Source organism: Nonomuraea cavernae (genome assembly GCF_014646355.1).
GTDB lineage: Bacteria > Actinomycetota > Actinomycetes > Streptosporangiales > Streptosporangiaceae > Nonomuraea > Nonomuraea cavernae.
The window spans coordinates 65,818-92,303 of record NZ_BMNH01000016.1; the positions used below are offsets into that span (position 1 = coordinate 65,818).

The following is a 26,486-nucleotide window of genomic DNA, read 5'->3' on the forward strand; positions in this document are numbered from 1 at the left end:
GGTGACGCACCGCTTCTATGCCCTACCGTTTTCAGGAACCAGTCGCCCCGGGCGCGCGTCAACCTGTGATCACTTTCCATCACGCCTTCTCGCCCGATGTCACGTCCTGGTCAGGAACGGGTATGCGCCCGTGGCGCTCCGAAAATCGGTTGATCCCCCGTCGTAGCCTGGATGGGATGCCTCCCGATACGAGTTCACCACGTCGTCCCCTGCTGTCCTCCAACTCCCTGTGGCGGATGAGGTCCTACCTCCGCCCCTACGTCGCCAAGCTGGTGTTCATCTGGCTGGCCGCCCTCCTCGGCATCGGCGCGAGCATCGCGCTGCCCCTCGTCGGCAAGGAGGTGATCGACGGCCCCGTGCTCCACGGCGACTCCGGCGCCCTGCTACCCCTCGGCCTCGTGGCGCTCGGCCTGGGCGTCGTGGAAGCGTTCCTGATCTTCATCAGAAGATGGTCACAGATCGGGCCGGTGCTCGGCCTCGAGACCAGGATCCGCGACGACCTCTACGAGCACCTGCAGCGGCTCCCGATGGGCTTCCACGGCGAATGGCAGTCAGGGCAGTTGCTGTCGCGCGCGACGACCGACCTGTCGACCATCCGCCGGTTCCTCGGCTTCGGCATGCTCTTCCTGGTCATGAACATCCTGCAGCTCAGCGTCGTGACCGTGCTGCTGCTGAACATGTACTGGCCGCTCGGACTGCTGGTGGCCGCGTCGGCGGTGCCGATCATCGTGGTGTCGCTGCGGTTCGAGAAGCGCTACATCAAGATCTCCCGGCAGGTCCAGGACGAGCAGGGCGATCTGGCCACGCTGGTCGAGGAGTCGGCGATCGGGATCAGGACGATCAAGGCGTTCGGCCGTCGGCACCACGTCTACGACCAGTACGACGACGCCGCGCGCAAGGTCTACGACACCTCGATGGACAAGGTGCGGCTGTCGGCCCGGTTCTTCACCTTCCTGGAGGTGATCCCCAACTTCACGCTCGCGCTGGTGCTGCTGCTCGGCGCGCTGGCGGTCGGCGGCGGATCGCTGACGCTGGGCACGCTGGTCGCCTTCACCACGCTGATGCTGCAGCTGGTGTGGCCGATCGCCAGCCTCGGCTACATCCTGGCGATGGCGCAGGAGTCGATGACCTCGGCCGACCGGGTCATGGAGGTCATGGACACGGTGCCGGCGATCGCGGGCGGCGCGCGGACGGTCGAGCGGCCCCGCGGCCACCTGCGGTTCGAGGGCGTGGAGTTCCGCTTCCCCGGCGCCGACCGGCCCGTGCTGCACGACGTCTGGCTGGAGGTCCGGCCGGGCGAGACGGTCGCCGTCGTGGGCGCCACCGGGTCGGGCAAGACGACGCTGACCTCGCTGGTGCCCCGGCTGATCGACCCCACCGCGGGCCGGGTCACGATCGACGGCCACGACGTACGCGACCTGACGTTGCCGGCGCTGCGCGAGGTGGTGGCGACGGCGTTCGAGGAGCCGACGCTGTTCTCGATGAGCGTGCGCGAGAACCTCATGCTCGGCCGGCCCGACGCCACCGAGGAGGAGCTGGACGCTGCCATCCGCACCGCGCAGGCGATGTTCGTGTACGACCTGCCGTGGGGTCTCGACACACGGATCGGCGAGCAGGGGCTGTCGCTGTCCGGCGGGCAGCGACAGCGGCTGGCGCTGGCCAGGGCCGTGCTGAGCAGGCCGCGGATCCTGGTGCTCGACGACACCCTGTCCGCGCTGGACGTGGAGACCGAGGCGCTGGTGGAGGAGGCGCTGCGGCACGTGCTGCGCGAGGCGACCGGCATCGTGGTCGCCCACCGCGCCTCGACGGTGCTGCTGGCCGACAAGGTCGCGTTGCTGGCAGGAGGCACGATCACGCACGTCGGGCGGCACCAGGAGCTGCTGACCGACGTGCCCGAATACCGCGAGCTGCTCGCGCAGGACGCCGACCTCGACCCGTCGGAAGGAGCCCTGCGATGACGACGCCCACGGTCACCGACTGGCGCGGGGTGGCCTCCGAGGACCAGGACGAGCTGTCGGAGAAGGTCTCCGTCCTGCTGCGCGACCGGTCGCGGCGGCTGCTCGGCGACCTGCTGACGCCGCACCGCAAGGCGATCGCGCTGCTCACGGCGATCATCGTGGTCTCCAACGCGGCGGGGCTGGCGATCCCCTACCTGGTCAAGGTGGGCATCGACGCGGGCATCCCGCCGATGCTCAAGGGCACCGGCCCCGGCACGCTGATCACGGTGGTCGGCGTGATCGTGGCCGCGGCCGCCACCCAGGCGCTGACCCGGCAGGCGTTCCTCAAGCTGTCGGGCCGCATCGGCCAGAGCATCCTGCTGGAGCTGCGGCGCAGGGTGTTCGAGCACTTCCAGCGGCTGTCGCTGAGCTTCCACGAGAAATACACCTCGGGCCGGGTCATCTCGCGGCTCACCTCCGACATCGAGGCCATCGCCGAGCTGCTCCAGTCGGGATTCGACGGCCTGGTCACGGCGGTGCTGACGCTGTTCGGCACGGCGGTGCTGCTCCTGGTGCTGGACGTGCCCCTCGGCCTGGTGGCGCTGATCCCGCTGCCGCTCCTGCTGCTGTTCACCCGGTGGTTCCGCCGGCAGTCGGCCATCGTCTACCGGCGCACCAGGGAGACGGTCGCGCTGGTGATCGTGCACTTCGTGGAGTCGATGACCGGCATCCGCGCGGTGCAGGCGTTCCGCCGCGAGCCGCGCAACCAGGAGATCTTCCGGCAGCTCAACGACGACTACCGCGACGCCAACGCGCGCAGCATGCGGCTGGTCGCGGTGTTCATGCCGGGCATCAAGCTGATCGGCAACGTCACGGTCGCCGGTGTGCTGGTCTACGGCGGCTGGCTGGCCTTGCACGGCGAGATCACGGTCGGCGTGCTCGCCGCGTTCCTGCTCTACCTGCGCCAGTTCTACGAGCCGATGCAGGAGATCAGCCAGTTCTACAACACGCTGCAGTCGGCGGGCGCGGCGCTGGAGAAGCTGTCGGGCGTGCTGGAGGAGGAGCCGGGGGTGCCGGAGCCGCGCGAGCCGAAGGTGCTGACCGGGGCGCGCGGCCGGGTGCGGTTCGAGGGGGTGCGGTTCGCCTATGTCGAGGAGATGCCGATCCTGCCGGGGCTCGACCTGACCGTCCCGGCGGGACAGAGCGTGGCGCTGGTCGGGGCGACCGGCGCGGGCAAGACGACGCTGGCCAAGCTCATCTCCCGTTTCTACGACCCGACCGAGGGCCGGGTGCTGCTCGACGGCATCGACCTGCGTCGGCTGGACGAGCTCTCGCTGCGCAGAGCCGTGGTCATGGTCACGCAGGAGAACTTCCTGTTCAGCGGCACGGTGGCCGACAACATCAGGTTCGGCCGGCCGGACGCCACCGACCGGCAGGTGCGCGAGGCGGCCAAGGCCATCGGCGCGCACGAGTTCGTCATGTCATTGCCCGACGGCTACGACACCGAGGTGGGCCAGCGCGGCGGCCGGATGTCGGCGGGGCAGCGGCAGCTGGTGGCGTTCGCGCGGGCGTTCCTGGCCGATCCGGCGGTGCTGATCCTGGACGAGGCGACGTCGAGCCTGGACGTGCCGAGCGAGCGCCTGGTGCAGCGGGCATTGCGGACGATCCTCGCCGACCGGACGGCGCTCATCATCGCGCACCGGCTCTCGACGGTGGAGATCGCCGACCGGGTGCTGGTCATGGAGCGCGGCGAGATCGTCGAGGACGGCCCGCCCGACCGGCTGATCGCCGCCTCGGGCCGCTTCGCGGGGCTGCACCGGGCCTGGCTGGAGAGTCTCAGCTAGTGCGGGTGCGTCCGGACGAAGAGGTTCTCGTACAGCTCGTAGCCGATGAAGGCGAGCACGGGCAGGCCCATCGCCACCAGCAGCCTGCCGGGCAGCGGCGCTCGCGCGGGAGGCACCCACCTCGCCACGGGCGTGGCCGCCATCAGGGGCTCCGGTTCCGGCGCGGGTGCCAGCTCCGGGTGTTGCGCGAGGTAACCGACCGGGAAGGACGTGACGTGGTAGACGCCGCAGCCGGGGCAACAGGTGCCCGACCAGGGAGGTTGTACGGGAACTCCGCCCTGGAGCCAGACCTCCACGTCGTTGCCGTGGTCGTCGGTGACGTGCCTGACCAGGTAGGCCTCTTCCCAGACGTACCAGCAGCGTAGGCATTCGAAGAGCCACATCCGCCGAGTGCTGAACCCGTCGCGCACGAGGACCACCCCCCGGTGACCGACCGCCATCCGCACCGAGTGTCCGCCTCTCGTCACGCTACGAAAAGACGTGACTTATGACACCCATCGCTATGAAATGCTCACCTGCTGTCAGGTTAGGTGTCCGGGATGTCGCCTGGGCACCGGGCTGAGGAGCGGCGTCGCGTCGGGTGTCGGCGGCCCCACCGGCGCGATCAGCTCGGGATGCCACCTGAGATATCCCTCGGGGAACGTAGTGGCCGCCTGGCAGCCGCAGCGCGGGCAGATGGCGCCCTGCGTCGGAGGCGGCACCGCGACGCCCGAGCGCAGCCAGATCTCCCGGTCGTCGCCCCTGCGGCCCTCGCCGCGTCGTACGAGATACTCCTCTTCCCAGACGTACCAGCATCCGCGGCACTCGAAGGGCAGGATTCGGCGCTCTTCTTCCATGAGTTCACCCCCACTTACGAGTGTCCGCCCAGGCCCGTGACCTCGCAAGCCGCGACCACGACCGGCATAGTGGTGGCGGTGCGCATGGCCGAGACCCACCCGGAGAAGACGTGATGAGCCATCCCGCCCTGGCCGACGGACCGATCTACCTGGACTACAACGCCACCACCCCCGTCGACCCGGCGGTGCTGCGGGCGGCGTTGCCCTACCTGACCACCCACTTCGGCAATCCCTCCAGTGGCCACCGCTACGCCCAGGCACCGGGTGAGGCCGTGGCGCGGGCGCGGGCCCAGCTGGCCGGACTGCTCGGCGCCCGCCCGGAGGAGATCGTCTTCACCGGCGGCGGTTCGGAGGCCGACAGCCTGGCCGTTCGCGGCGCGGTCCGGGCCCGCACGGGCGAAAACACGGGCGAAGACACGGGCGAGCCCGCCCGGCGTCAGCTCATCACGCTGGCCACCGAGCATCCCGCCGTGCTGCGGGCATGCCAGAGCCTGGAGCGCGACGGCTTCGCCGTGCGGCTGCTGCCGGTCGACGCCCGCGGCCGGGTCGACCCCGCCGACCTGGAGGAGGCCCTCGGCCAGGACACCGCGCTGGTGTCGATCGCCTACGGCAACAGCGAGACCGGCACCCTGCAGCCGATCGCCGAGCTGGCCGCCCTGGCGCGCCGCGCCGGGGCGCTGTTCCACACCGACGCCGCCCAGGCGGTGGCCAAGGTGCCCATCGACGTCCGCGAGCTGGGCGTCGATCTGCTCACCGTGGTCGGCCACAAGATGTACGCGCCCAAAGGGGTGGGCGCCCTGTACGTACGCGACGGTGTCCCGCTCGTCCCGGTCATCGACGGCGGCGGTCAGGAAGGCGGGCGGCGGGCCGGCACCGAGAACGTCGCGTTCATCGCCGCGCTGGGCGCCGCCGCCGAGCTGGCCCGCCAGGACCTGCCCGAGACCCTGGCCCGGTTGTCGGGCCTGCGGGACCTGCTGCACGGTGAGCTGAGGCGGCTGCTCCCCGGCCGGGTCCATCTCAACGGCCACCCGGTCGAACGGCTGCCCGGCACGCTGAACGTCAGCATCGACGGCATCGACGGGCGGGGCCTGCTGGCCGCCGTCCCCGAGATCGCCGCCGCCACCGGCTCGGCCTGCCACGAGGGTGTCCCGGAGCCCTCTCCGGTGCTGCTGGCCATGGGGCTGAGCGCGGAGCGGGCCGACGGCGCGCTGCGGCTGTCACTGGGCCGCTGGAGCACCGAGGCCGAGGCGCGGCGGGCCGCCGAGTTGATCGCCCACGCGGCCACGTCGGCCTCCCGCCGCGAGGCTGAGGGAGCGGTCAGACCGTGATCACGAAGACGACCGCCCCGGCCACGGCGCTCAGCGTGCCGAGCCAGGCGAGCAGCGCGTCCAAGCCGCAGTCAAGCGGCCGGCCGCCGTGCAGCGCCTCCTGGACGCGCCGATACCGTACGCCGGTCCGCAGCAGCAGGAAGCCGCCGCAGAGCGCGCCCAGCGCGAAGCCCACGGCGGCCAACGGGGCCAGGCCGTGCTGGACCGACAGCCCGGTGGCGGCGAGCCCGCCGGTGGACAGCATCACGGCGGTGCGCACCCAGGCCAGCCGGGTGCGCTCGCTCTGCAGCCCCGAGTCCCAGATCTCGCCGGACATCGTCAGACCGAGAGCAGGATCAGCACCAGCGCGATCACCGCGACCAGCGCGACGCCGTAGCCGAACACGGCCGCCAGGGCGGGCGGCGGGAGGGGCGCCTGGGCGCGCAGCGCGCGCTGGATGTTGCGCCAGCGTGGATAGGCCATGCCGGCGGCCAGCGCGGAGAGCGTGACCAGCACGACGGCCAGGGCGGTGCGCACCCACGGGACGAACACGTCCTCGGGCACCGCCGCCATGGCCACACCGCCCGCGCTGAGTGCCAGGGCGGTGCTGAGCCAGGTCAGGTAGGTGCGCTCGTTGGCGAGCGTGAAACGGGGATCCGGCTCCATGGTCTCAACGCTAGTTCGTCCCCATTCCCCCTAGAGAAGCCGGGGTTCAGCTGCAGGCTTGGGCGACTTTCTCCAGGTAGGCGGCCGTGTCGGTGCCGACCTTCTGGATCGCGTCGACGGCGTCGTTGACGTCGTTGACGTTGATGCCGGCCAGCGTGCTCGCCAGGTTGTCGCTGGCCTCCTTGAGCGTGGTGTTGGCGGCCTGGTCGGCGACGCCGTTGAGCTTGCCCGCGGCGTCGTCGAGGGCCTTCTCCATGGCCTGCGGATCGTCCTTGAGCTTGGTGATCTCGGCGCCGAGATCAGCGACGATCTTGGGGGCCTCCAGGCAGGCCTGGGTCTTGTCGATCGTGGAGTTGACCTCAGCGCATCCGGCGGCGAGCACGAACGCGGCGAAGGCGGCGAGGGGCACGAGGCGGGTCTTGAGGGGGCGCATACCGCGACCCTACCCAACCGCCCGTGCCCCGCACGTGGCTAGAGCTTGGCGAAACAGGGGCCGTCGAACGTGTAGTCCTTGGCGGTCGGCCCGACGAAGAAGTCCTTGGCCATGGAGACGCCGGTGGGCACCTGGTCATCGACCTTGTTGATCAGCGTCTGCCGGAAGGTGGCCGTGTTGGGGTCGTCGGCGAAGTTGCCGGCCTCGGGCGGCAGCATCCCCTCGTAGTCGACGGTCTTGAGCGACTTGACGGCCGCGAGCAGGCCCTTGCGGCTGACATCGCCGCTCGCGACCATCGCGTCCAGCGCCGCCTTCAGCGGGTAGGCCCAGGCCCAGCCCGAGGTGTAGCCGTCGTTGGGGGTGACGCCGGGCAGCGAGTCGCGCATGGCCTGGTGGCCCGGGGTGTCGGCGGCCCACGACTTGCCGGGGGCCGACTGCTCGTACAGGGCCTTCAGCGCGGGGGCGGCGGGTGACTTGAGCAGGGCGGGGTTCCAGGTCGGGCCGGTGCCGATGAAGCGGCCCTTGTATCCGGCGGCGGCGGCCTGGCCGACGATGGTGGCCGCGTCGGCGGGGCCGGTGGTCAGGATGACCAGGTCGGGCTTGTTCTTGGTGATCTCGGTGATCGCGCGGCCCTGCTCGGTGGCGCCCGAGGGCGTCTCCACGGCGGTGAAGTCGAGGCCGTTCTTCTCCGCCGCGATCTTCGCGCCGGCCGCCGCGTCGGCTCCGTAGTCACCGGCCAGGTGCACGGCCATCACGCTCTTCGGCTTGTACGTCTCCATCGCGTAGTCCACCGAGTTCATGGCCTCGACGCAGTAGTTGGCGCCGGTCTCGATGATCACGTCCTCGAACTCCCAGGCCGAGGTCCAGGAGGCGGGGGCCGAGACGACGCTGTTGGCCTTCAGGTCGCCGATGATGGCGGCGGTCGTGGGTGAGCCGAGGGTCTGGGCGAGGCCGAGCACCTGGTCCTTCATCTCGTTGTAGACCTGGCGGTGCACCTCGGGGTTGTACTTGTTGTCGCGGACGAACTTGGTGACGTCCACCTCGTACTTGCCGCCGATGCCGCCCGCCTTGTTGACCCGGGCCCAGAACGCCTTCTGCGCCTCGGTGATCGGCACGGCCAGCGCCGCGAACGGCCCGGCGGTCAGGTCGGAGATGCTGCCGAGATAGATGCACCCTTTTTTGCTGTCGACCGCGGAGGGACAGGGTTCACTGGTGACCCCTGTCGTCTGGGCGCCCTTGCTGCCCTCGTCGTCCCCCCGGATGACGCCGCATGCGGACAGAAGGGTCACTACAGCGGCGGTTATCACCACATAGCGACTCTTCATGAGAAATCCCTCTCTAGTAGGAGAACGGCCACGACTTCCAGTAGTTGCGCGCGCGAATCCAGAGACCGAACAGCCCGCGCGGCTCGAAGACGAGGAACAACACGATCAGCAGGCCGTACAGCACGGTCTCGACCTGGAACACGTTGGGCGTCTGGGTGGTGTCGCCGCTGATGACCGGCACCAGCGCGGGCAGCGCCCTGGTCACCGGCTGCAGCAGCGAGATGAACAGCGCGCCCGCGATCGCCCCCGAGACGGTGGCCACCCCGCCGATCAGCACCATCGCGATGAACTGCACCGACAGCAGCAGATTGAACGAGCCCGGCTCGACGTACCCGGAGACGCAGTAGAGCAGGCCGCCCGCGCAGCCCGCGTAGAACGACGAGATGCCGAACGCCAGCACCTTGTAGCGGGTCAGCGGCACCCCGATGACCTCGGCGGCGATGTCGCGGTCGCGGATCGCGGCGAAGGCCCGGCCCACGCGCGAACGGGCCAGGTTGCGGGCCGCGACGGCGAAGACGACGAGCAGCGACAGCATCAGCAGGTAGAGGACCTGCTCCTTGGTGCCGAGCGGACCGTCCTGGTCGAGCCGGTAGCCGAACAGCTGCGGGATCGCCGCCTCCCGGCCGACGCCCGGCCCGCCGGTGAGCTCCTTCCACTCCTTGAAGACGTGCTCGCCGAGGAAGACCAGGCCGAGCGTGACGATGGCCAGGTAGAGGCCGCGCAGCCGGGTGGCGAGCGGCGCGACCAGCACCCCGGCCACGGCGGCGACGAGCCCGGCCGCGGGCAGCCAGATCCAGATCTCGGCCAGGCCGTACCCGAGGGTCTCGCCGCCGGGCGGCCCGGACAGCGCGGCGGCGGTGTAGGCGCCGATCGCCACGAAGAACGCGTGCCCGAGCGACACCTGCCCCGCGTAGCCGGTGACGATGTTCAGCCCGATGGCCCCGATGGCCAGCACGTACGCGACGGCCAGCACCTCCAGCGACCGGTCGGCCAGCAGCACGGAGACGGCGAACGCCGCCGCGACCAGCACCCCGGTCCAGATCCGCTTGCCGCGGGTGTCGAGCAACGCCATGTCCTGGGCGTAGGAGGTGTAGAGCAGCGGCCGGCCGCGCACCCGCCTGGACCGGCCGCCCGACACGCCGGGAGGAGCCGTCATACCCGCTCCACCTCCCTGGTGCCGAACAGCCCGTACGGCCTGACCAGCAGCACGACCAGCATCACCACGTACGGCGTGACCACCGCGAAGTTCTGACCCAGCCAGGGCGCGAACTCACCCTGGTAGGACTGGAACAGCGACTCGACCACCCCGATGGCCAGCCCGCCGACGACGGCGCCGCCCAGCGAGTCGAGCCCGCCGACGATGATCGCGGGCAGTGCCTTGAGCGCGATCACCCAGGTCAGCTGCTCGATGCCCTGCCCGGTGCCGACGAACATGCCGGCGATCGCGGCCAGGAACCCGGCCAGCCCCCACGACAGCGCGAACACCATGCCCACCGACACGCCCTGCGCGAGCGCCGTCTCCTGGTCGAACGCCGCCGCCCGCATCGCCAGGCCGTACCTGGTGTAACGGAAGAACGCGAACAGCAGCGTCACCAGCACGGCCGTCACCAGGAGCATCGCCAGCCAGCGTTGCTGCACCACCAGCGGCCCGAGCGACACCTGCGCGAACCCCCACGGATCGCCGACCTGGCGCACGTCCCGCCCGATGAAGCCGTTGACCACCACCCGGACGACCACGTCGATGCCGAGCGTGATGATGGACACGACGAACACCGGCCGCCCCACCATGGGCCTGATCGCGATCCGCTCGATCGCCAGCGCCACCCCGGCGATGAGCAGCGCGGCCAGCAGCACGGCGGCGTAGAAGCCGGTCACCTCGGCCAGGTAGCTGACCGCGACCGCCCCGGCCAGCATCAGCGCCGGCTGCGCGAAGCTGATCACCCGGGTCGCCTTGTAGATGATCACGAAGCCGAGCGCGAGCAGCGCGTACACCGAGCCGTTGCCCAGCCCGCGGATCAGCGACTCCAGGAGGCCCGTCACCGGGTGTACATCCCTTCGACCAGGTCCTCGAACAGCTTGGCGATGGCCGCCCGCTTGACCTTCTGGGTGGCGGTCAGCTCGCCGTCCTCGTGGTCGAGCTCCTTGGGCAGGAACGCGAACCGCTTGACCTGCTCGACCCGGGCGAACCGCTCGTTCACCTCGTCGACGATCCCGCGCACCAGCTCGCGCGTCTCGGGCTTCTCCGACAGGTCGCGATAGGTGGTGTAGGTGATGCCGCGCCGCCGCGCCCACTCCCCCACCGTGTCGGGCTCGATGCCGATCAGCGCGACGAGGTAGGGCCGCTGGTCGCCGACGACGACGGCCTCCTTCAGGTACGGCGACGCCTTGAGCGCGTTCTCGATCTGGCTGGGCGCGACGTTCTTGCCGCCGGCCGTGATCAGGATGTCCTTCATCCGGTCGGTGATCCGGACGTGGCCGCCGTCGACGAACTCGCCCACGTCGCCGGTGTGCAGCCAGCCGTCGGGCTCCAGGACGTCGGCCGTGGCCCGGGGGTTGCCCCAGTAGCCGGCGAAGGTGCCGGGATGTCTGGTCAGGATCTCGCCGGTGAGCTCGTCGATGCGCAGCTCGACCCCGGGGTGCGGCTCTCCGACCGTGCCCAGCCGTACCCTGCCGGGGCGGTTGGCGGTGGCGACGGCGGTGTTCTCGCTCATGCCGTACACCTCGTGCATGGGGACGCCGATCCCCATGTAGAACTTGAGCACGTCGGGCGCGATGGGCGCGGCGCCCGAGGCGGCGTAGCGGACGCGGCGCATGCCGAGCCGCTCGCGCAGCGCGCGGTAGCAGAACACCCAGCCCAGCCCGTACATGAGCCGGGTGCGCGTGGTGTGCCGGCCGCCGGTGCGCACCAGCGTGTCACCGATCCGGTCGGCCACCCGCAGCCAGAACCGGGTCGTCGCGCGCTTGACCGGGGTCGCGGCGGCGCGCCTGATGTCGACCTGGGCGAGCACCTTCTCCCAGATGCGCGGCACGCCGAACAGGATCGTCGGCTGCACCTCGCGCAGGTTGGCCTGGACGGTGTCGATCGACTCGGCGAAGTTCACCTGCACGCCGGACGCGGCGTTGAACCAGACGGTGAACGCCCGTTCGGCCACGTGGCAGAGCGGCAGGTAGGAGACCGCCAGGTCGCGGTCCGAGGGCGGCGGCGAGGTGAACCCGCCGCCGGTGACGAGGGTCTTCACGGCGAACTCGACGTTGCGCACGGTGAGCATCACGCCCTTGGGCGGCCCGGTGGTGCCGGAGGTGTAGATCAGCGTCATCACGTCGCCGGGCGTGGCCGCGTCCATCCGGGCGGCGACCGCGCCGGGATGCCGCGAGCGGTGCCCGGCGCCGAGCTCCAGCAGCTCGGGCCAGGACATCAGCCGGGGGTCGGTGTAGCGCCCCCGGATGCCGCGTGGCTCCAGGTAGACGATGTGCCGCAGTTCGGGGCACTCGTCGAGCACGGCCAGCGCCTTGTCGACCTGCTCCTGGTCCTCGGCCACGAGGATCTTCGCGCCCGAGTCCGCCAGCAGGTAGGCGACCTCGGCGGGCGGGTTGGTCGGATACAGGCCGACCGTGATGCCCCTGACCGCGACCGTGCCGAGGTCGGCGTAGAGCCACTCGGGCCGGTTCTCGGAGTGCACCGCCACCCGGTCGCCCGGCTCGACGCCGAGCGCGAGCAGGGCGTGCGCGACCAGCTCGACCTGCTCCCAGTAGCCGGCCCAGCCGATCTCCTGCCAGATGCCCAGGTCCTTGCGCCGCATCGCGACGGCGGTGGGGGCGGAAAGGGCGCGTTCGCGCACTCTGGTGACGATGGTGACCGTCATGCCGTGCCTCCCAGGTACGCCTCGATGACCTCGGGGTCGTGCTGCACCCGCTCCGGAGTGCCGAGCGCGACGGGCCGGCCGAAGTCGAGCACCAGCACCCGGTCCGCCAGGTCCATGACCAGCCCCATGTCGTGGTCGACGAGCACGATCGGGATGCCCAGCTCGTCGCGGATGTCCAGGACGAACCTGGCCATGTCCTCGGTCTCCTCCAGGTTCATCCCGGCGACCGGCTCGTCGAGCAGCAGCAGCCGGGGCTCCATGGCCAGCGCCCGGCCCAGCTCCACCCGCTTCTGGACTCCGTACGGCAGCAGCCGTACGGGGTGGCGGCGCCAGGCCTCCAGCTCCAGGAAGTCGATGATGTCCTCGACCCGGGCGCGGGCGGCCAGCTCCTCGCGCCTGGCCCGGCCGAGCCACAGCACGGCGGCGGCCGCGCCGTAGCGGAAGTGGTGGTGGCGGCCGAGCATCAGGTTGTCCAGGACGGTCAGGTTGTGGAAGAGCTCGACGTTCTGGAACGTCCTGGCCAGGCCCATCGCGGCGATCTCGTGCGGCCGCCGGGACAGCAGGTCCTCGCCGAGGAAGGCGACCCGGCCGCTGTCCGGCCGGTAGACGCCGGACAGCACGTTGAAGATCGAGGTCTTGCCCGCGCCGTTGGGGCCGATGATCGCGAACAGCTCGGCGGGGCCCACGTCGAAGGTGACGCCGTCGATGGCCCTCACCCCGGCGAAGCTGAGGCGCACGTCCTCGAAGGTCAGCACGGGGGTCACGACAGCCATCGCTTCCTCCGCTTGTAGTGCTTGACCTCGCGGAAGGATCTGACGGCTCCGAGGTAGAACTCCTTGATGTCCTCGTCGGCCAGCAGCTCGGCGGCCGGTTTGTCCATGACGATCTTGCCGGTCTCCATGACGTAGCCGTGGCCGGCGATCGACAGTGCCATCGTCGCGTTCTGCTCGACGAGCAGGACCGTGGTGCCCTGCCGGTTGATCTCCACGATGAGGTCGCGGATCTGCGCCACCAGCGCGGGGGCGAGGCCCAGGCTGGGCTCGTCGAGCAGCAGGTAGCGGGGGCCGGCCATGAGCGCGCGGCCGACGGCCAGCATCTGCTGCTCGCCGCCCGACAGGTAGCCGGACACGCTCCTGCGGCGTTCGCGCAGCAGCGGGAACAGGTCGTAGACCCGCTCCAGGTGCGAAGTGCCCGCCGTGTGGCCGCCGACCCTGAGGTTCTCCTCGACGGTCAGCTCGGCCAGGATGCGCCGGCCCTCCATGACCTGGCTGATGCCTCGCCGTACGATCTGGGCGGGTTTAAGCTGGTGGATGGGCTCGCCTTCGAGCGTGACGGAGCCCTTGGTGATGTCGCCGTCGTGCACGTCGAGCAGGCCCGACAACGCGCGCAGCAGGGTCGTCTTGCCGGCCCCGTTCGCGCCCAGCAGCGCGACGATCGAGCCCGGAGGGACTTTGAGGCTCACGCCGCGCAGCACGAGCATCACGTCGTCATAGACAACCTCGAGATTGCGAACCTCAAGCAAGCCGGCTCCTCGGGATTGTGTCCTACGTCACTCCCCGATGGTCACAATGTCCACCGTTGGAACGTGGTGGAGCAAGAGGTCCGGCCAAATTGGAACACGATTCTGGTTCTAGGATTCGAGCCATGACTATCTGTGAGCATCTCGCCCAAGCCGACGACCCGCCGGCGCGGACGCCGGAAGGCTGCGAGGAGTGCCTGGCCACCGGAAGCGGCTGGGTCCATCTGCGTCGCTGCCTGGCGTGCGGTCATGTCGGGTGCTGCGACTCGTCACCCAACAAGCACGCCACGCGGCACTTCCAGGGCGTGGGCCATCCGGTGATCGAGTCCTTCGAGCCCGGCGAGAACTGGCGGTGGTGCTTCGTCCACGCCCAGATGGCCTGACGCCTCAGGTCACCTGCCCCAGGTCAGCCGCCCCGGCTCACCACTCGCGGCGGTCGTCGCGGTCGTCGTACTGGTCGGGACGTAGCCGCTCGCCGGTGGAGAACATCGGATCGCCCACGTACGGGCGCGAGATGTCGGGCGTGCCGTGGTCGCGGGGATACGGGCTCGCCAGCGGGTCGAGGGGGTCGATCTGGGGCTGGTAGCCCTGGTAGCCGTCCTGACCGGGGTAGCGGTCGCGGCCGGCCGCCGGGGCGGGGGCCTGGCGCCTGCCCGCGCCGGGGATGCCGTGCATCGGGGTGCCGAGCCCGGCCGCGCCCGGGACCTCGCGCGAGGGCGGCGGTGGCTGCTGCTGGTAGCCGTAGTCGCTCGGCGCGGGGCGGTCCTGACGCGGCGCCGGATAGGACTGGGCGGCCTGGGAGGGGAAGCCCAGCGGATCGGTCGACGGCGCCACCGGACGGCCGTCGGGCAGCTGGTAGTGCGGATGGGTCTCGTGGCCGCCGGCCATGTACTGCGGGCCGGAGAAGGGCTCGGGGTCCAGGGTGTACGGCCGGCCGCCGAAGGTGTCGGGCTCGGCGTACTGCGGGCCGGAGAACGGCTCCGCCCGGGCGGGCTCCCGGTAGGCGGGGATCGGCTCGCCCGTGTGCGGATCGGCGTACTGGGGGCCGGTGAAGGGGCTCCGCTCGCCGTACTGCGGGGTCGGCGCGTCGCGGGGCGCGACCGGCTCCGGATAGGAGGCCACCAGCTTGTCCTGGTGGGCCGGCCCCCTGGCGACGAGCACGTCGTTGGGCGCGGTCGTCGGCCGCTCGTCATGCTGCGGCGGCGGGGGCTGCAGGCCGTGGGCCGGGGGCCGATGATACTGGCCGGTGCCGGGGATCGCCTCGGTCACCGGATCCTGCTCGGGCACGGCGGGCTGCTCGCCGCTGGCCTCCGCGTAGCCGTCGTCGAGCGTGTCGAGCAGGCGCCCCACGTCGTCCATCGGCATGCGGAAGCTGGCCGTGCACATCTCCCCTCGCCACAGGCTGAGCACGAGGGTGCCCTCATGCCAGGTGACCCGGAGGCAACGTTCCTGACCTCTGGCATCGAAGAACACTTCACCGAACGACGGCAACGGGACAACTTCCGACATGGCAGACATATTGCTTTAACCAGCCTTTATTCGTCCACTCAACCCCGGAAAACCCTACTTAACCGGACTCCCCGCCCTCATCTTGGGTCCATCTGGTCGCATCTGGAAGCTCCTAGACGGACAGGTTGGAGTTCCGGTCGTTCAGTGTGCCACGCATCCCGCCGTCCAGGCCCGGGAACGCCGGGATGCGTATGCCCCGTCACACCGCGTTCGGCGCGGCGACCCCGGAATGCCGGTAGCGTTTAGTGCCGTGCCGGACTCCCATCTCCCGTCAGTCGAACACCTGCTCAGCGCCGCGGTCAACGCTCTCGGAGGGAGCGAGCGCCAGGGCCAGATCACGATGACGAAGGCCGTCCAGCGGGCCGTCGACGAAGAAGAGCATCTAGCGGTCCAGGCGGGCACCGGCACCGGCAAGTCACTCGCCTACCTGGTGCCCTCCATCCGGCACGCCATGGACACCGACACCACGGTCGTGATCTCCACCGCCACCATCGCGCTGCAGCGCCAGCTGGTCGACCGCGACCTGCCCCGGCTGTCCGAGGCCCTGGCCAAGGAGCTGCCGCACGAGCCGTCGTTCTCCATCCTCAAGGGCCGCCGCAACTACCTGTGCCGCTACAAGGCGACCGCCGGCTGGCCCGAGGAGGACGAGCAGGACCAGCTGTTCGACGCGCGCGAGGTCAGCGCGACCGGGCGGATGGTGCAGCGCATCCAGGAGTGGGCCGAGGAGACCGAGACGGGCGACCGCGACGAGCTGGTGCCCGGGGTCAGCGAGCAGGCCTGGCGGCAGTTCTCGGTGAGCGCCCAGGAGTGCCTGGGCGCCACCCGCTGCCCGAGCGGCGCCGAGTGCTTCGCCGAGCTGGCCAGGGCCAAGGCCGGCGAGGTCGACGTGGTCGTCACCAACCACGCGCTGCTGGCGATCGACGCGATGAGCGAGATGTCGGTGCTGCCCGAACATGATCTCGTGGTCGTCGACGAGGCACACGAGCTGGTCGACCGGGTCACCTCGGTGGTGACCGGCGAGCTGTCGGACGTCTCGGTGGCGCTGGCCGTGCGCCGCGTGGGCCGGCTGATCGAGCAGCCGATCGCCGACCAGTTGCTGGAGGCCGGCGAAGACCTCAAGGCGCTGCTGGCCGCCGCGCCGGCGGGCCGGGTCGACGAGCTGCCCGAGGTGCTCGGGCTCACGCTGGCCCTGCTGCGCGACACCTCGGCCCGCTGCGTCACGGCGCTGGGGCCGCGTGGCGGCGACAAGGACGACCCCGACAAGGCGGGCCAGCGCAAGGCGGCGTTCACCGCGCTCGACGAGGTCCACGACACCGCCGTGCGCATGCTGGAGGCCTACGGCCACGCCACCGAGGCCGACCGGGCCGAGGTGGTCTGGCTCGACTCCGGCACCGACCGGCGCCCGCCGACGCTGCGCGTCGCGCCGCTCAACGTCGGCGGCATGCTGCGCGAGCGGCTCTTCGGCGACCGCACCGTCGTGCTCACCTCCGCCACGCTGGCGCTGGGCGGCACGTTCGACGCCATGGCCATGCAGTGGGGGCTCGGCAAGGGCGAGTGGCAGGGCATCGACGTCGGCTCGCCGTTCGACCATCCCCGGGCCGGCATCCTCTACGTCGCCAAACACCTGCCCCAGCCGGGCCGCGACGGGCTGCCCCAGGCCTACCTCGACGAGATCACCGAGCTGATCCAGGCCGCGGGCGGCCGCACACTGGGCCTGTTCTCCTCCATGCGGGCCGCCAAGGCCGCCACCGAGGCGCTGCGCGACCGGCTCGACGTGCCGCTGCTCTGCCAGGGCGACGACTCGACCATGCTGCTCGTCAAGCAGTTCGCCGAAGACGAGACGACCTGCCTGTTCGGCACCCTGTCGCTCTGGCAGGGCGTCGACGTGCCCGGCCCGTCGCTGCGCCTGGTCATCATCGACCGGGTGCCGTTCCCTCGTCCCGACGACCCGCTCACCTCGGCCCGGCAGCGGCACGTGGCGGCCAAGGGCGGCAACGGCTTCATGACGGTCGCGGCCAACCACGCGGCACTCCTCCTGGCCCAGGGCACAGGCCGGCTGCTGCGGTCACAACACGACAAGGGCGTCATCGCGGTGCTCGACCCGCGCCTGGCGACCGCCCGCTACAGCGGCTTCCTGCTGGGCTCGCTGCCGCCCTTCTGGCGCACCACCGACCCCGCCATCCCCCGCTCCGCGCTCAAGCGCCTGGCGGCCGAGAGCTGACCCGGCCGTACGAGCTCGGCCTGCGCACAGGGTCGGCCGCACTCATTCCGCTGTGCAGAGGGGCGGCCGGGCACGGACCTCAAGGCCCCCAGGGCAGCAGGTCGGGGCGCTTGGGGTCGACACCGTCGCCGGAGGAGGTGCCGCGCAGCCGGCGGGTCACCCAGGGCACCAGGTGCTCGCGGATCCACTGCGCGTCCTCGCGCCGCCTGGCCCGCGGATCGACCGAACGCTCCGGCCACACCTTGCGCCAGTCGTCGAACGGCACGCCCAGCACATCGAGCACCCGGGCGGCGACCAGCCGATGGCCGTCCTCGTTCATGTGGAGCCGGTCGTCGCCCCAGGCCCGCCAGTCGCGCAGGCCCTGCATCGACCACTGGTCGACCAGCCGGCAGCCGTAGAGGTCGGCGATCGAGCGTACGTGCAGGTAGAAGACGGCGAAACGGCCGCGCAGGCGGCGCATCAGCGGCGTGTCGCGCGGATCGACCCCGGTGAACAGCAGCACCTCGGCGCCGCCCGCCCGCAACTCGCGCACGGCTCGCGCGAGGGTCTTGGCCATCGCGTCGGGGTCGCAGCCCGGCCGGAGCAGGTCGTTGCCGCCCGCGCAGAGGCTGACCAGGTCGGGGGCCATCTCGACGGCGACCGGCACCTGCTCGGTGACGATCTGGTCGAGCAGCCTGCCCCGCACCGCCGGGTTGGCGTAACGGAACGCGGGGTCGTCGGCGGCGAGCCGCTCGGCGACCCGGTCGGCCCAGCCTCGGTAGCGGCCGTCGGGGCCGACGTCGTTGAGCCCCTCGGTGAAGCTGTCACCGAGTGCCACGAAGGAGCCGTAGCGCCTCATCGCCCCACGCCCGTCTCCGCCGGACCCTGCCGAACCGCCGGACCTGCGGGAACCGCTCGGCCTGCCGGCGCCGCCGGACCTGCGGGGCCCACCGGACCTGCCGGGACCGCCGGACCTGCCGGGCTTGGCCGATCTTCCGGGGTCACTGGGTGACCGCCTGGTAGGCGGCTTCCAGCAGCTCCTCCGGCGGGCCTTCGAGCCGCGCGGGCTCGGCCAGGCCGTCGAGCACGACGAACCGCTGCTCGGCCCCGCGGTTCTTCTTGTCCAGCCGCATGTGATCGCGCAGCTGCGGCCAGGCGTCGGCGCGGTAGGCGGTGGGCAGCCCGACCGAGGTCAGGATCGACCTGGTGCGCTCGACCAGATCGGCCCCCACGCGGCCGTCGAGCCTGGACAGCTCGGCGGCGTAGACCATGCCGATGGCGACGGCCTCGCCGTGACGCATGTGGTAGTGCTCGGCGCGTTCGATGGCGTGGGCGAGCGTGTGACCGTAGTTGAGGATCTCGCGCAGCCCCGCCTCACGCAGATCGGCGCCGACCACGTCGGCCTTGACCCGGATCTTGCGCTCGATCAGCTCGCGGGTGTGGCGTCCATCGGGCCGGGTGGCCGCCTCGGGGTCTTCCTCGACCAGCGCCAGGATGGCCGGGTCGGCGATGAAGCCGCCCTTGATGATCTCGGCGAGCCCGGCGACGTAGTCGGCACGCGGCAGGCTCTGCAGCGTCGCGAGGTCGCAGAGCACCCCGGCGGGAGGCAGGAAGGTGCCGACGAGGTTCTTGCCCTCGGGGGTGTCGATGCCGTTCTTGCCGCCGACCGCCGCGTCGACCATGGCGAGCAGCGTGGTCGGGACGAACACCACCTGGACGCCGCGCAGCCAGGTGCCGGCGACGAACCCCGCCAGGTCGGTGGTGGCTCCCCCGCCGACGCCCACCACGGCGTCGGAGCGCGTCACCCCGTAGCGGCCGAGCGCCGACCACAGCTGGGCGGCCACCTCGACGGATTTGGCCTGCTCGCCGTCGGGCACCGGCAGCGCCACCACGTCGAGGCCGGCGTCGGACAGCGCCGCGCACACCGGGCGGGAGATCTCGGGCAGGCCGGCCGGGTGGATCACCGCGACCGTGCGCACCCCCGGCCTGAACAGGCCGGGCAGCTCGCCCAGCACGCCCGCGCCGACCACCACGTCATAGGGGCTGTCGCCGCGCACGGCGATCCTCGTGGCGGTCATCGGCCGAGCCCCTCGACGATCTCGTCGGCCAGCTCCTCGACCTCGCGCTTGTCGGTCACCACGGTGATCGTCGCGAGCCGCTCGTAGATGGGCCGCCGCTCCTCCATGAGCTTCTTCAGCTGGCTGCGCGGGCTGAGCACGAGCAGCGGCCGGGCCGAGGCGAGGCCCACCCGCTGCACCGCGTCGGACAGGCCCACCTGGAGGTAGACGACGGGCCGGTCGGCGAGCAGCTCCTGGGCCTCCTCGCGCAGCACGGCCCCGCCGCCGACGGACAGCACGCCGTCGTGCTCGGCCAGCGCCTGCCGCAGCGCCCGCAGCTCCAGCTCGCGGAAGTGCGCCTCGCCGTCCTCGACGAAGATGTCGGCCACGGGCTTGCCCGCGACGGCCTCCACGTCGGCGTCGGTGTCGCGGAAGGGCACGCCGAGCCGCTCGGCGAGCAGGCGGCCGAGGGTGGTCTTGCCGGACCCGGGCGGGCCGATCAGCACGGCCTTGATCATTTGATCACCATTGAGGAGAGGTAGCCGGACAGGTTGCGGGCGACTTCCTCGACGGAGTCGCCACCGAACTTCTCGAGCGCCGCGTCGGCCAGCACCAGCGCGACCATCGCCTCGGCGACGATGCCCGCCGCCGGGACCGCGCAGACGTCGGACCGCTCGTGGTGGGCCTGGGCCGCCTCGCCGGTCTTGACGTCGATCGTGGCCAGCGCCCGGGGCACCGTGGAGATCGGCTTCATGGCGGCGCTGACGCGCAGGATCTCGCCGTTGGTCATGCCGCCCTCGACACCGCCCGCGCGGTTGGTGATGCGGCGCACCCCGTCTTCGGCGGTGTAGGCGATCTCGTCGTGGGCGCGCGAGCCGGGCCGGCGGGCCGTCTCGAAGCCGTCGCCGACCGCCACGCCCTTGATCGCCTGGATGCCCATGAGCGCGCCGGCCAGCCGGGAGTCGAGGCGGCGGTCCCAGTGGGTGTAGCTGCCGAGGCCGGGCGGCAGGTTGTAGGCGAGCACCTCGACCACGCCGCCGAGCGTGTCGCCGTCCTTGTGCGCCTTGTCGATGACGGCCACCATGGCGGCGCTGCCCTCGGGGTCGGCGCACCTGACCGGGTCGGCGTCGATCCGCGGCAGGTCGCCCGGCCCCGGGAGCGTCTCGGCCGGGGTGGACGCCTCGCCGATGGAGACCACGTGACTGACGATGTCGACGCCGAGCGCCTGCTTGAGGAAGCGCCTGGCCACCTCGCCGAGCGCCACCCTGGCGGCGGTCTCGCGGGCGCTGGCCCGGTCGAGGACCTGGCGGGCGTCGTCGAAGCCGTATTTCTGCATGCCGGCCAGGTCGGCGTGGCCCGGACGGGGCCGCGAGCGCGGCGCGTTGCGCGCCAGCCCTTCCAGCTCCTCGGGGTCGACCGGGTCGGCCGCCATGACCTTCGCCCACTTGGGCCACTCGGTGTTGCCGATGCGGATCGCGACCGGGCTGCCCATGGTGCGGCCGTGGCGGACGCCACCGATGATCGTCACCTGGTCCTGCTCGAACTTCATCCGGGCGCCCCGGCCGTAGCCGAGGCGGCGGCGGCGCAGCGCCTCGTCGATCGCGGCCGTGGTCACCTCGACCCCCGCGGGCAGGCCTTCCATGACGGCAACGAGCTCCGGGCCGTGAGACTCTCCGGCGGTCAACCAGCGCAACATGCCTACAAGTCTTCCATGTGCCGCCTAGTGAGATGTCCGGGTGTTCAACTGCCGAGACAGAGACCGGTCAGGGCACCGAGCAGCATGAAGGGGCCGAGTGGGAACTCGGTGCGGCGCCCCGCCCGGCCGGTCGCGAGCAGCGTGACCGCGTAGAGGGCGCCGAGCAGTTGCCCGGCCACGGCGGCGAGCACCCAGGCGGGCCAGCCGAGCGCGCCGGTGGCCATGCCGATGAGCCCGGCCAGCTTCACGTCGCCGAGGCCCATGGCGGCGGGCCGGACGAACCACAGCACCCCGTAGACCGCCGCCAGCGCCACGCCGCCGAGCAGCGCCCGGGGCAGCTCACCGGTGGGGATCAGGGTCAGGGCCAGGATGGGGTACGACGGCAGCGTGATCACGTCCGGCAGCCGGAAGGTCCGCCAGTCGATGATCGCCAGGGCCGTGCCCGCCACGGCGAGATACACGTACGGCAGGCCCGCGCGCCAGGCGACCAGGACGGTCACCACGGCCGTGGCCAGCTCGACGGCCGGCGGCCAGGCGGGCATCGGCACCGTGCGCAGCACGCCGGACATCGCGGCGCGGGCCTCGGCCCTGAGGTCGTCCGGATCGTCACCGAACGCGCCGGCTAATGTCCGGACATAACGGCCCGCGATGAGGCCGAGCAGCGCCACGAGTGCAACCACGTGGCGACCCTAGTCCGGCGACGTGCCCGCGCGGGTCCGTTCAGCGGCTTCGCCCGCAGTGACCCGGTCTGGGGCTGGGCCGTTCAGCGGCCTCGGATTCGACGCTTCCGGTGTGGTCGTGGGCTTCGCGGGATCATCAGTGGGCTCGGCGGGCGAACCAGCGGCGTCTGCGGGCGGGCTCGGCGGGCTCGACCCGGGCCACGGTCACGCCGGACAGCCGGTCGAGCGTGCCCGACTCTGCCGCCGCGAGGGCCTCCAGCGCGGTGCCCTCGATCACGAACGGCACCGGCCCGGCCACGTCGACCACGACCGCGGCGGCCCGCTCGTGGACCGCCGCCTGGCAGACCTGGAGCGCGGTGGCCTGGATCGGCCGCGCGTCGGGCCGCCACCTGGTCAGCGCCTCGGTGCCGGTGAACGCGAGCACGGCCTCCCGGCCGTCCTTGCCGACGAGCTTGGGCAGCGCCATCTCGCTCTCCTTCTCCTGCCGCAGCCCGTGCTCACCCACCTCCGACTCGGTCAGCAGCGCGACCACGGGCACCAGGAGCCGGGAGCCGGTCAGCGCGGCCAGCACCTCGGCGGGGCCGGCGGCGTCGTCCTGGTAGGAGGCGAGGGCCGCGGCGACGGCGGGCGCGGTGCTGCCGTCGTCGCCGGGGTCGAGAGGTCGTGGGATGCTCGGCACAGATCCCGAGAGTACCCGCGCGCTTCGCCGGTCTCCCCCGCAGCCTCGCGCGGATCCGCTCGAACCCGCGCGCTCCAGCGGTCTCCCCCGCAGCCTCCGGCCATCCGAACGAACCCGCGCGCTCCGCCGGTCGAAACTCTGCTCGGCCTGCGGCGCCGTCACCAGATCCCTGCCGCTCAACGTCCGGAAGTGGACCTGCCCGTGCGGCGCGGTCCACGACCGGGACGTCAACGCCGCGATCAACATCCTGGCCGCCGGACGGGCGGACAGCCTGAACGCCTGCGGAGGTAAGATCCGCCGCCTAGCGGAAGACAGGGCCCGGTGAACCAGGAAGCCGCAGAGGTGCCGCACGCGCGGCATAGGCTGAATCCCCGGCCTGCAGACCGGGGAGCACGTCAAAGGGGGCGATCTGTTTGTACTTCGAGCATGCGACCGCGATCTGGCGGGACTTCCCGGAGCTGGCGCCCGGCGCGCTGTTCGCCGAGGGGATCAGCGCGGATGCCCGCCCCGGCGACCGGATCGAGGCGTTCACCGCGGTCGCGGCCTCCCGGCTGGCGGCCTCGTCCGAGGCGGAGCTGCCCGAGATCCAGGCGTGGCGGCGGGCTTTCTCGCGGATGGGGCTGAAGCCGACGCAGTACCGGTGCGCCTCGGAGTCGCTGCTGCGGCGGTTCCGGAAGGAAGGGTCGCTGCCGCGCATCCATCCCCTGATCGACGTGTGCAACGCGGTGTCCCTGGCGTTCGCGATCCCGGTGGCGGTGTTCGACGTGACGGAGGTGACCGGTTTCCTGGAGGTCCGCTACGCGACCGGCGACGAGACCTACCTGACCTTCTCCGGGGAGACCGAGCACCCCGAACCCGGCGAGGTGATCTTCGCCGACGGCGCCGGGCGGGCCCACGCCCGGCGGTGGTCCAACCGGCAGAGCCGCCAGTCGGCCGTCAGCGACACGACCCGGTCCGTGCTGATCGTCGCCGAGGCGCTGCACCCGTCGGCGGCGCTGGACGTCGGGCGGCTCATGACCGCCCTGGTCGGCGAGCTGAGCGCGCTGCGGGCCGTGGATCCGAAGCCCGTCACGCTGAGCGCGTCCTCGCCCCGCTTCGACTTCTGACCGTACGAAGGCCCGCACGAAGGCCCATACGAAGGCCCGCGCGAAGGCCCGTGCAGACGACCGTAGGAAGGACACGGGTAGACGGCCGTGCGGACGGCTGTCCGGGGCGGTGCGGGCTCCCCGGGACGCGCGTCCCGGGGAGGTCGCGGCGCTCGTACCGGCCGGTCAGGGGGTCGAGATGGCCGCCACCGGACCGCCTCCCGACGGGCCCTGGTGGACGGCGGCCACCGAGACGAAGACGGCGGGGTCGCCGGTCACCGAGGCCGCCACACCGCCCACCGTGGCCTTGATCTGGCGGTGCCAGTGCACGTCGGAGTCGTCCAGCATGATGTTGCGCCGGCCCCTGACCCTGCCCGTGGGGTCGGCCTCGCACTTCATGAAGACGTTCACCAGCCGGTCGCCCAGGTCCGACGGGTGCGGGCGGTCGGGCAGCGTCAGGCCGGAGTCGCGGATCGCCTCCCAGATGCCGTCGGCGTCCAGGGCGTCCTTCATGACACTGTGGCCGATGCGGTAGCGCCCGCCGACGCCCCGTACGTTGCCGACCAGGACGATCTGCGCCCGGTCGAGCTCCACGCCGGACGAGCACGAGGCGACCGACGAGTAGAGCGAGAGGTCCTTGTGGATCTGGTCGGCGCTGGGCATGTCGATCTCGCCCAGGGCGACGGCGACGCCGAGGGCGGTGGTCGAGTTGGACAGGTCCATCGACGGTCCCGTCTCCTCGATCGCGGTGTCCTGGCCGCGGCTCTTGGCGTCGGTGATCGTGGCCAGGGTGAGCAGCGGGGTCTTGGTCTGCACGTAGTGGACGTCTCGCGGGTCGTCGATGCCGGCGATCTTCATCGCCTCGCGCACGCCGGCCGCGACCTTCTCCACCATGGCGGGGCGGCCGATGTCCTCGGGCAGGATCACCTCGCTCATCGCAACGCCGACCGACACGCGCGGCTCGTCGGACGCGACCGCCCGCGACGGGTCGAGGGTGGCGAAGATCGTGGCGTGCGGGCTCAGCACCCCGTCGGTGCCGCCCGACCACACCAGCGGCACGTTCTCCGGCGCCGGATGCCCCTTGGCCGCCAGCACGTCACGGAAGGCCCGGTCCGCCAGGATGCGGGTGTAGTCGTTCACGCCGCCGTTGCCCTCGGTCTTGCCGATCACGGCGAGCACCCGGTGCGCCTCGATCACCCCGTCGTCGATCAGCCGTTCCAGGCCCGAGGCGTCGGTCACGCTCTCGATCGGCACCTTGCGCACTTCTATCGGATCCGGCATTTGTCGCCCTTTCTCGCCCATGAGCCGCAGTAATCAGGGAGGACCGTCGTCCCGAGCCGCCCCGGGCCGAGATACCCGGCCTCGTCCGGCGGCACGCCACGTCCCGACGCTACTGACGACTCCGCCCCCCTTTCATGGGCAATGTGTGCCAGACGTCGCGGACGGTGCCGTAACCGGTTGAGATGGACGGCCGCACCGCCCGAGCGGCTCGGCTCCCGGCGGTAGGGTCGCGGATGTGATGCGCGAAGCGGTCGTCAACGGGGTCACCATCGTCTTCCGGGAGGAAGGCGCGCCGGACGCTCCCGCGCTGGTGCTGCTCCACGGCCGCACCGCCGACCACAACGACTGGAACGGCATCACCCAGCACTTCGCCGCCCGCCACCACGTCATCGCGCCCGACCTGCGGGGCCACGGCGGCAGCGGCCGGCCGGGCGACTACGCGCTGCCCGGCATGGCCGAGGACGTCGTGGGCCTGCTCGACCACCTCGGCGTCGAGCGGGCCACCCTGGTGGGCCACTCGCTGGGCGGCGTGGTCGCCTACCTCCTGGCCATGCGTCACCCCGGCCGGGTCGACCGGCTCGTCGTCGAGGATCCTCCCCCGCCGCTGCCCGTCGAAGGGCGCGCGCCCATCGTCGAGGACGGATCCACCGGCTTCGACTGGCGGATGGTGCACCAGACCGAGCGGCAGTTCCTCGCGCCCGACCCGGCGTGGTGGCAGGGGCTGGGGCGCGTCACCGCTCCCACCCTGGTGCTGTCGGGCGGGCCGTCGAGCCACGTCCGGTCCGAGCCGCTGGCCGAGCGCATTCCGGGCGCCCGGCTGGTCACGATCGACGCCGGGCACCTGATCCACGTCTCGGCCAGGAAGGCGTTCCTGGCCGAGGTCGACGCGTTCCTGGACCAGGGCGGGCGCGAGGTCAGCTGAGGCAGGCGCGGAAGACCGCGGTCAGCCTGTCGACCAGCGCCTGCCGCGACCCCGGCGCCGCGGGCCCGAACAACTGCTGGAACCTGCCGCCGCCCATGATGATCGCGGCGGCGATGGAGGCGCGCAGTTCGGCGTCCTCTCCGTCCAGCCGGGCGATCAGCGGTTCCAGGATGGCGCTCCTGACCCGGTCCTGTGCCAGCTCGCGGATCGCCGGGCTGGACGCCGAACGTTCCAGGGTGGCGAGGACAGGGCTCGTGTCCTCGGAGCCGAGCCGGTCGGCGACGTACTCGGCCAGCCGCCCGGCCAGGTCGTCGCCCTCGTCGAGCACGGCGGGGAACCTGCCCTGCTGGGCCAGCGCCTCGGCGAACAGCTCCCTCTTCGAGCCGAAGTAGCGGTTGATGAGGGCGATGTTGGCGTTCGCCTCGGCGCCGAGCATCCGCATCGTCACCTCGTCGTAGCCGTGTTCGGCGAACAGGCGGCAGGCGGCGTCGAGAATGCGGCGCCGTGTGCCCTCCCGGCTCCTTGGTTCCACGCTGTCGACAATAGGGGCCCGTTCGCGTACGGCAACGAACGGGGCAGATGGTACTACTGCCCTCTATCCTCCAAATTGGGGTCATGTGACCGTAATGTCATCAAGATCGGGCAAG

At 71.6% G+C, this 26,486-nt stretch carries 27 protein-coding genes and 1 pseudogene; 8 read left to right on the plus strand and 20 right to left on the minus strand.

Annotated elements, in window-relative coordinates; all coding sequences use genetic code 11:
• Positions 1 to 236 precede the first annotated feature (236 nt).
• Positions 237 to 1,958 carry an ABC transporter ATP-binding protein gene (locus tag IEY82_RS23995; RefSeq protein ID WP_189126454.1) on the plus strand — a complete coding sequence of 574 codons (1,722 nt, stop codon included), beginning with the start codon at positions 237 to 239 and terminating at the stop codon, positions 1,956 to 1,958.
• Positions 1,955 to 3,781, plus strand: a complete 1,827-nt coding sequence (locus IEY82_RS24000; protein WP_189126455.1) for an ABC transporter ATP-binding protein — start codon at positions 1,955 to 1,957, stop codon at positions 3,779 to 3,781. Before IEY82_RS23995 ends, IEY82_RS24000 begins: the two co-directional genes overlap by 4 nt.
• Here the strand turns inward: IEY82_RS24000 and IEY82_RS24005 are convergent.
• Positions 3,778 to 4,248 carry a hypothetical protein gene (locus IEY82_RS24005; protein ID WP_189126456.1) on the minus strand — a complete coding sequence of 157 codons (471 nt, stop codon included), beginning with the start codon at positions 4,246 to 4,248 and terminating at the stop codon, positions 3,778 to 3,780. The genes IEY82_RS24000 and IEY82_RS24005 overlap by 4 nt on opposite strands.
• Positions 4,249 to 4,302: 54 nt before the next feature.
• Positions 4,303 to 4,617 carry a hypothetical protein gene (locus IEY82_RS24010; RefSeq protein ID WP_189126457.1) on the minus strand — a complete coding sequence of 105 codons (315 nt, stop codon included), beginning with the start codon at positions 4,615 to 4,617 and terminating at the stop codon, positions 4,303 to 4,305.
• Positions 4,618 to 4,730: 113 nt separating this feature from the next.
• Here IEY82_RS24010 and IEY82_RS24015 point away from each other — a divergent pair, with 113 nt between their 5' ends.
• Positions 4,731 to 5,945 (plus strand): cysteine desulfurase family protein, encoded by a 1,215-nt coding sequence (locus IEY82_RS24015; protein WP_189126458.1) that lies wholly within the window; start codon positions 4,731 to 4,733, stop codon positions 5,943 to 5,945.
• On the opposite strand, the gene IEY82_RS24020 is transcribed toward IEY82_RS24015, so the two are convergent.
• From IEY82_RS24020 to IEY82_RS24060, 9 genes are read right to left on the minus strand one after another with little or no spacing between them, the layout of a single operon-like run.
• Complete coding sequence (locus IEY82_RS24020) at positions 5,935 to 6,261, minus strand: DUF202 domain-containing protein (protein WP_189126459.1); 327 nt, start codon at positions 6,259 to 6,261, stop codon at positions 5,935 to 5,937. The two genes, IEY82_RS24015 and IEY82_RS24020, sit on opposite strands and share 11 nt — an antisense overlap.
• Positions 6,262 to 6,263: 2 nt before the next feature.
• The gene (locus IEY82_RS24025) at positions 6,264 to 6,590 is read right to left on the minus strand and encodes a YidH family protein (protein WP_189126460.1); all 327 of its coding nucleotides are present in this window, start codon (positions 6,588 to 6,590) and stop codon (positions 6,264 to 6,266) included.
• A gap of 46 nt (positions 6,591 to 6,636) precedes the next feature.
• Positions 6,637 to 7,023: a DUF8711 family protein gene (locus IEY82_RS24030; protein ID WP_189126461.1), complete on the minus strand. Its 387-nt coding sequence runs from the start codon at positions 7,021 to 7,023 to the stop codon at positions 6,637 to 6,639.
• 38 nt (positions 7,024 to 7,061) lie between these two features.
• Positions 7,062 to 8,348 carry an ABC transporter substrate-binding protein gene (locus tag IEY82_RS24035; protein WP_189126462.1) on the minus strand — a complete coding sequence of 429 codons (1,287 nt, stop codon included), beginning with the start codon at positions 8,346 to 8,348 and terminating at the stop codon, positions 7,062 to 7,064.
• A 13-nt stretch (positions 8,349 to 8,361) separates the two neighbouring features.
• Positions 8,362 to 9,504, minus strand: coding sequence for a branched-chain amino acid ABC transporter permease (locus tag IEY82_RS24040; RefSeq protein ID WP_225263135.1), 1,143 nt, complete (start codon positions 9,502 to 9,504; stop codon positions 8,362 to 8,364).
• Positions 9,501 to 10,388 carry a branched-chain amino acid ABC transporter permease gene (locus tag IEY82_RS24045; protein ID WP_189126463.1) on the minus strand — a complete coding sequence of 296 codons (888 nt, stop codon included), beginning with the start codon at positions 10,386 to 10,388 and terminating at the stop codon, positions 9,501 to 9,503. The genes IEY82_RS24040 and IEY82_RS24045 overlap by 4 nt, the downstream gene beginning before the upstream one ends.
• Positions 10,385 to 12,211 carry an AMP-dependent synthetase/ligase gene (locus tag IEY82_RS24050; protein ID WP_189126464.1) on the minus strand — a complete coding sequence of 609 codons (1,827 nt, stop codon included), beginning with the start codon at positions 12,209 to 12,211 and terminating at the stop codon, positions 10,385 to 10,387. Before IEY82_RS24050 ends, IEY82_RS24045 begins: the two co-directional genes overlap by 4 nt.
• The gene (locus IEY82_RS24055) at positions 12,208 to 12,984 is read right to left on the minus strand and encodes an ABC transporter ATP-binding protein (protein ID WP_189126465.1); all 777 of its coding nucleotides are present in this window, start codon (positions 12,982 to 12,984) and stop codon (positions 12,208 to 12,210) included. Before IEY82_RS24055 ends, IEY82_RS24050 begins: the two co-directional genes overlap by 4 nt.
• Complete coding sequence (locus tag IEY82_RS24060; protein ID WP_189126466.1) at positions 12,972 to 13,733, minus strand: ABC transporter ATP-binding protein; 762 nt, start codon at positions 13,731 to 13,733, stop codon at positions 12,972 to 12,974. Before IEY82_RS24060 ends, IEY82_RS24055 begins: the two co-directional genes overlap by 13 nt.
• 122 nt (positions 13,734 to 13,855) lie before the next feature.
• On the opposite strand from IEY82_RS24060, the gene IEY82_RS24065 reads away from it, so the two are divergent.
• Positions 13,856 to 14,113 carry a ubiquitin carboxyl-terminal hydrolase 14 gene (locus IEY82_RS24065; RefSeq protein WP_189126467.1) on the plus strand — a complete coding sequence of 86 codons (258 nt, stop codon included), beginning with the start codon at positions 13,856 to 13,858 and terminating at the stop codon, positions 14,111 to 14,113.
• A gap of 37 nt (positions 14,114 to 14,150) precedes the next feature.
• Here IEY82_RS24065 and IEY82_RS24070 read toward each other — a convergent pair whose 3' ends face one another.
• Positions 14,151 to 15,239: a hypothetical protein gene (locus tag IEY82_RS24070; RefSeq protein WP_189126468.1), complete on the minus strand. Its 1,089-nt coding sequence runs from the start codon at positions 15,237 to 15,239 to the stop codon at positions 14,151 to 14,153.
• Positions 15,240 to 15,468: 229 nt separating this feature from the next.
• On the opposite strand from IEY82_RS24070, the gene IEY82_RS24075 reads away from it, so the two are divergent.
• A complete protein-coding gene (locus IEY82_RS24075; protein WP_189126469.1) occupies positions 15,469 to 17,460 on the plus strand; it encodes an ATP-dependent DNA helicase in 1,992 nt (663 codons plus the stop codon).
• Between the two features lie 79 nt (positions 17,461 to 17,539).
• Here IEY82_RS24075 and IEY82_RS24080 read toward each other — a convergent pair whose 3' ends face one another.
• From IEY82_RS24080 to IEY82_RS24105, 6 genes are all read right to left on the minus strand, one after another.
• Positions 17,540 to 18,298, minus strand: coding sequence for an SGNH/GDSL hydrolase family protein (locus IEY82_RS24080; protein WP_189126470.1), 759 nt, complete (start codon positions 18,296 to 18,298; stop codon positions 17,540 to 17,542).
• A gap of 142 nt (positions 18,299 to 18,440) precedes the next feature.
• Positions 18,441 to 19,517: a 3-dehydroquinate synthase gene (aroB, locus tag IEY82_RS24085; protein WP_189126471.1), complete on the minus strand. Its 1,077-nt coding sequence runs from the start codon at positions 19,515 to 19,517 to the stop codon at positions 18,441 to 18,443.
• The gene (locus IEY82_RS24090) at positions 19,514 to 20,014 is read right to left on the minus strand and encodes a shikimate kinase (RefSeq protein ID WP_189126472.1); all 501 of its coding nucleotides are present in this window, start codon (positions 20,012 to 20,014) and stop codon (positions 19,514 to 19,516) included. Before IEY82_RS24090 ends, aroB begins: the two co-directional genes overlap by 4 nt.
• Positions 20,011 to 21,192, minus strand: a complete 1,182-nt coding sequence (gene aroC, locus IEY82_RS24095) for a chorismate synthase (protein ID WP_189126473.1) — start codon at positions 21,190 to 21,192, stop codon at positions 20,011 to 20,013. Before aroC ends, IEY82_RS24090 begins: the two co-directional genes overlap by 4 nt.
• Before the next feature lie 44 nt (positions 21,193 to 21,236).
• Positions 21,237 to 21,872 carry a prepilin peptidase gene (locus IEY82_RS24100; protein ID WP_189126474.1) on the minus strand — a complete coding sequence of 212 codons (636 nt, stop codon included), beginning with the start codon at positions 21,870 to 21,872 and terminating at the stop codon, positions 21,237 to 21,239.
• A gap of 136 nt (positions 21,873 to 22,008) precedes the next feature.
• Complete coding sequence (locus IEY82_RS24105; RefSeq protein ID WP_189126475.1) at positions 22,009 to 22,551, minus strand: SseB family protein; 543 nt, start codon at positions 22,549 to 22,551, stop codon at positions 22,009 to 22,011.
• Positions 22,552 to 22,681: 130 nt separating this feature from the next.
• Between IEY82_RS24105 and IEY82_RS24110 the strand changes: the two are divergent.
• Positions 22,682 to 22,876 (plus strand): annotated as a pseudogene (locus IEY82_RS24110) (zinc ribbon domain-containing protein); the annotation flags it as partial.
• 88 nt (positions 22,877 to 22,964) lie between these two features.
• Positions 22,965 to 23,657 carry a B3/B4 domain-containing protein gene (locus IEY82_RS24115; RefSeq protein WP_189126476.1) on the plus strand — a complete coding sequence of 231 codons (693 nt, stop codon included), beginning with the start codon at positions 22,965 to 22,967 and terminating at the stop codon, positions 23,655 to 23,657.
• A 165-nt stretch (positions 23,658 to 23,822) separates the two neighbouring features.
• Here IEY82_RS24115 and bar read toward each other — a convergent pair whose 3' ends face one another.
• Positions 23,823 to 24,917, minus strand: a complete 1,095-nt coding sequence (bar, locus tag IEY82_RS24120) for a barbiturase (RefSeq protein ID WP_189126477.1) — start codon at positions 24,915 to 24,917, stop codon at positions 23,823 to 23,825.
• Between the two features lie 238 nt (positions 24,918 to 25,155).
• Here bar and IEY82_RS24125 point away from each other — a divergent pair, with 238 nt between their 5' ends.
• Entirely contained in the window at positions 25,156 to 25,839 is a 684-nt protein-coding gene (locus tag IEY82_RS24125) for an alpha/beta fold hydrolase (RefSeq protein WP_189126551.1), read from the plus strand.
• On the opposite strand, the gene IEY82_RS24130 is transcribed toward IEY82_RS24125, so the two are convergent.
• Positions 25,832 to 26,371, minus strand: coding sequence for a TetR/AcrR family transcriptional regulator (locus IEY82_RS24130; RefSeq protein ID WP_189126478.1), 540 nt, complete (start codon positions 26,369 to 26,371; stop codon positions 25,832 to 25,834). The genes IEY82_RS24125 and IEY82_RS24130 overlap by 8 nt on opposite strands.
• Positions 26,372 to 26,486: the final 115 nt, after the last annotated feature.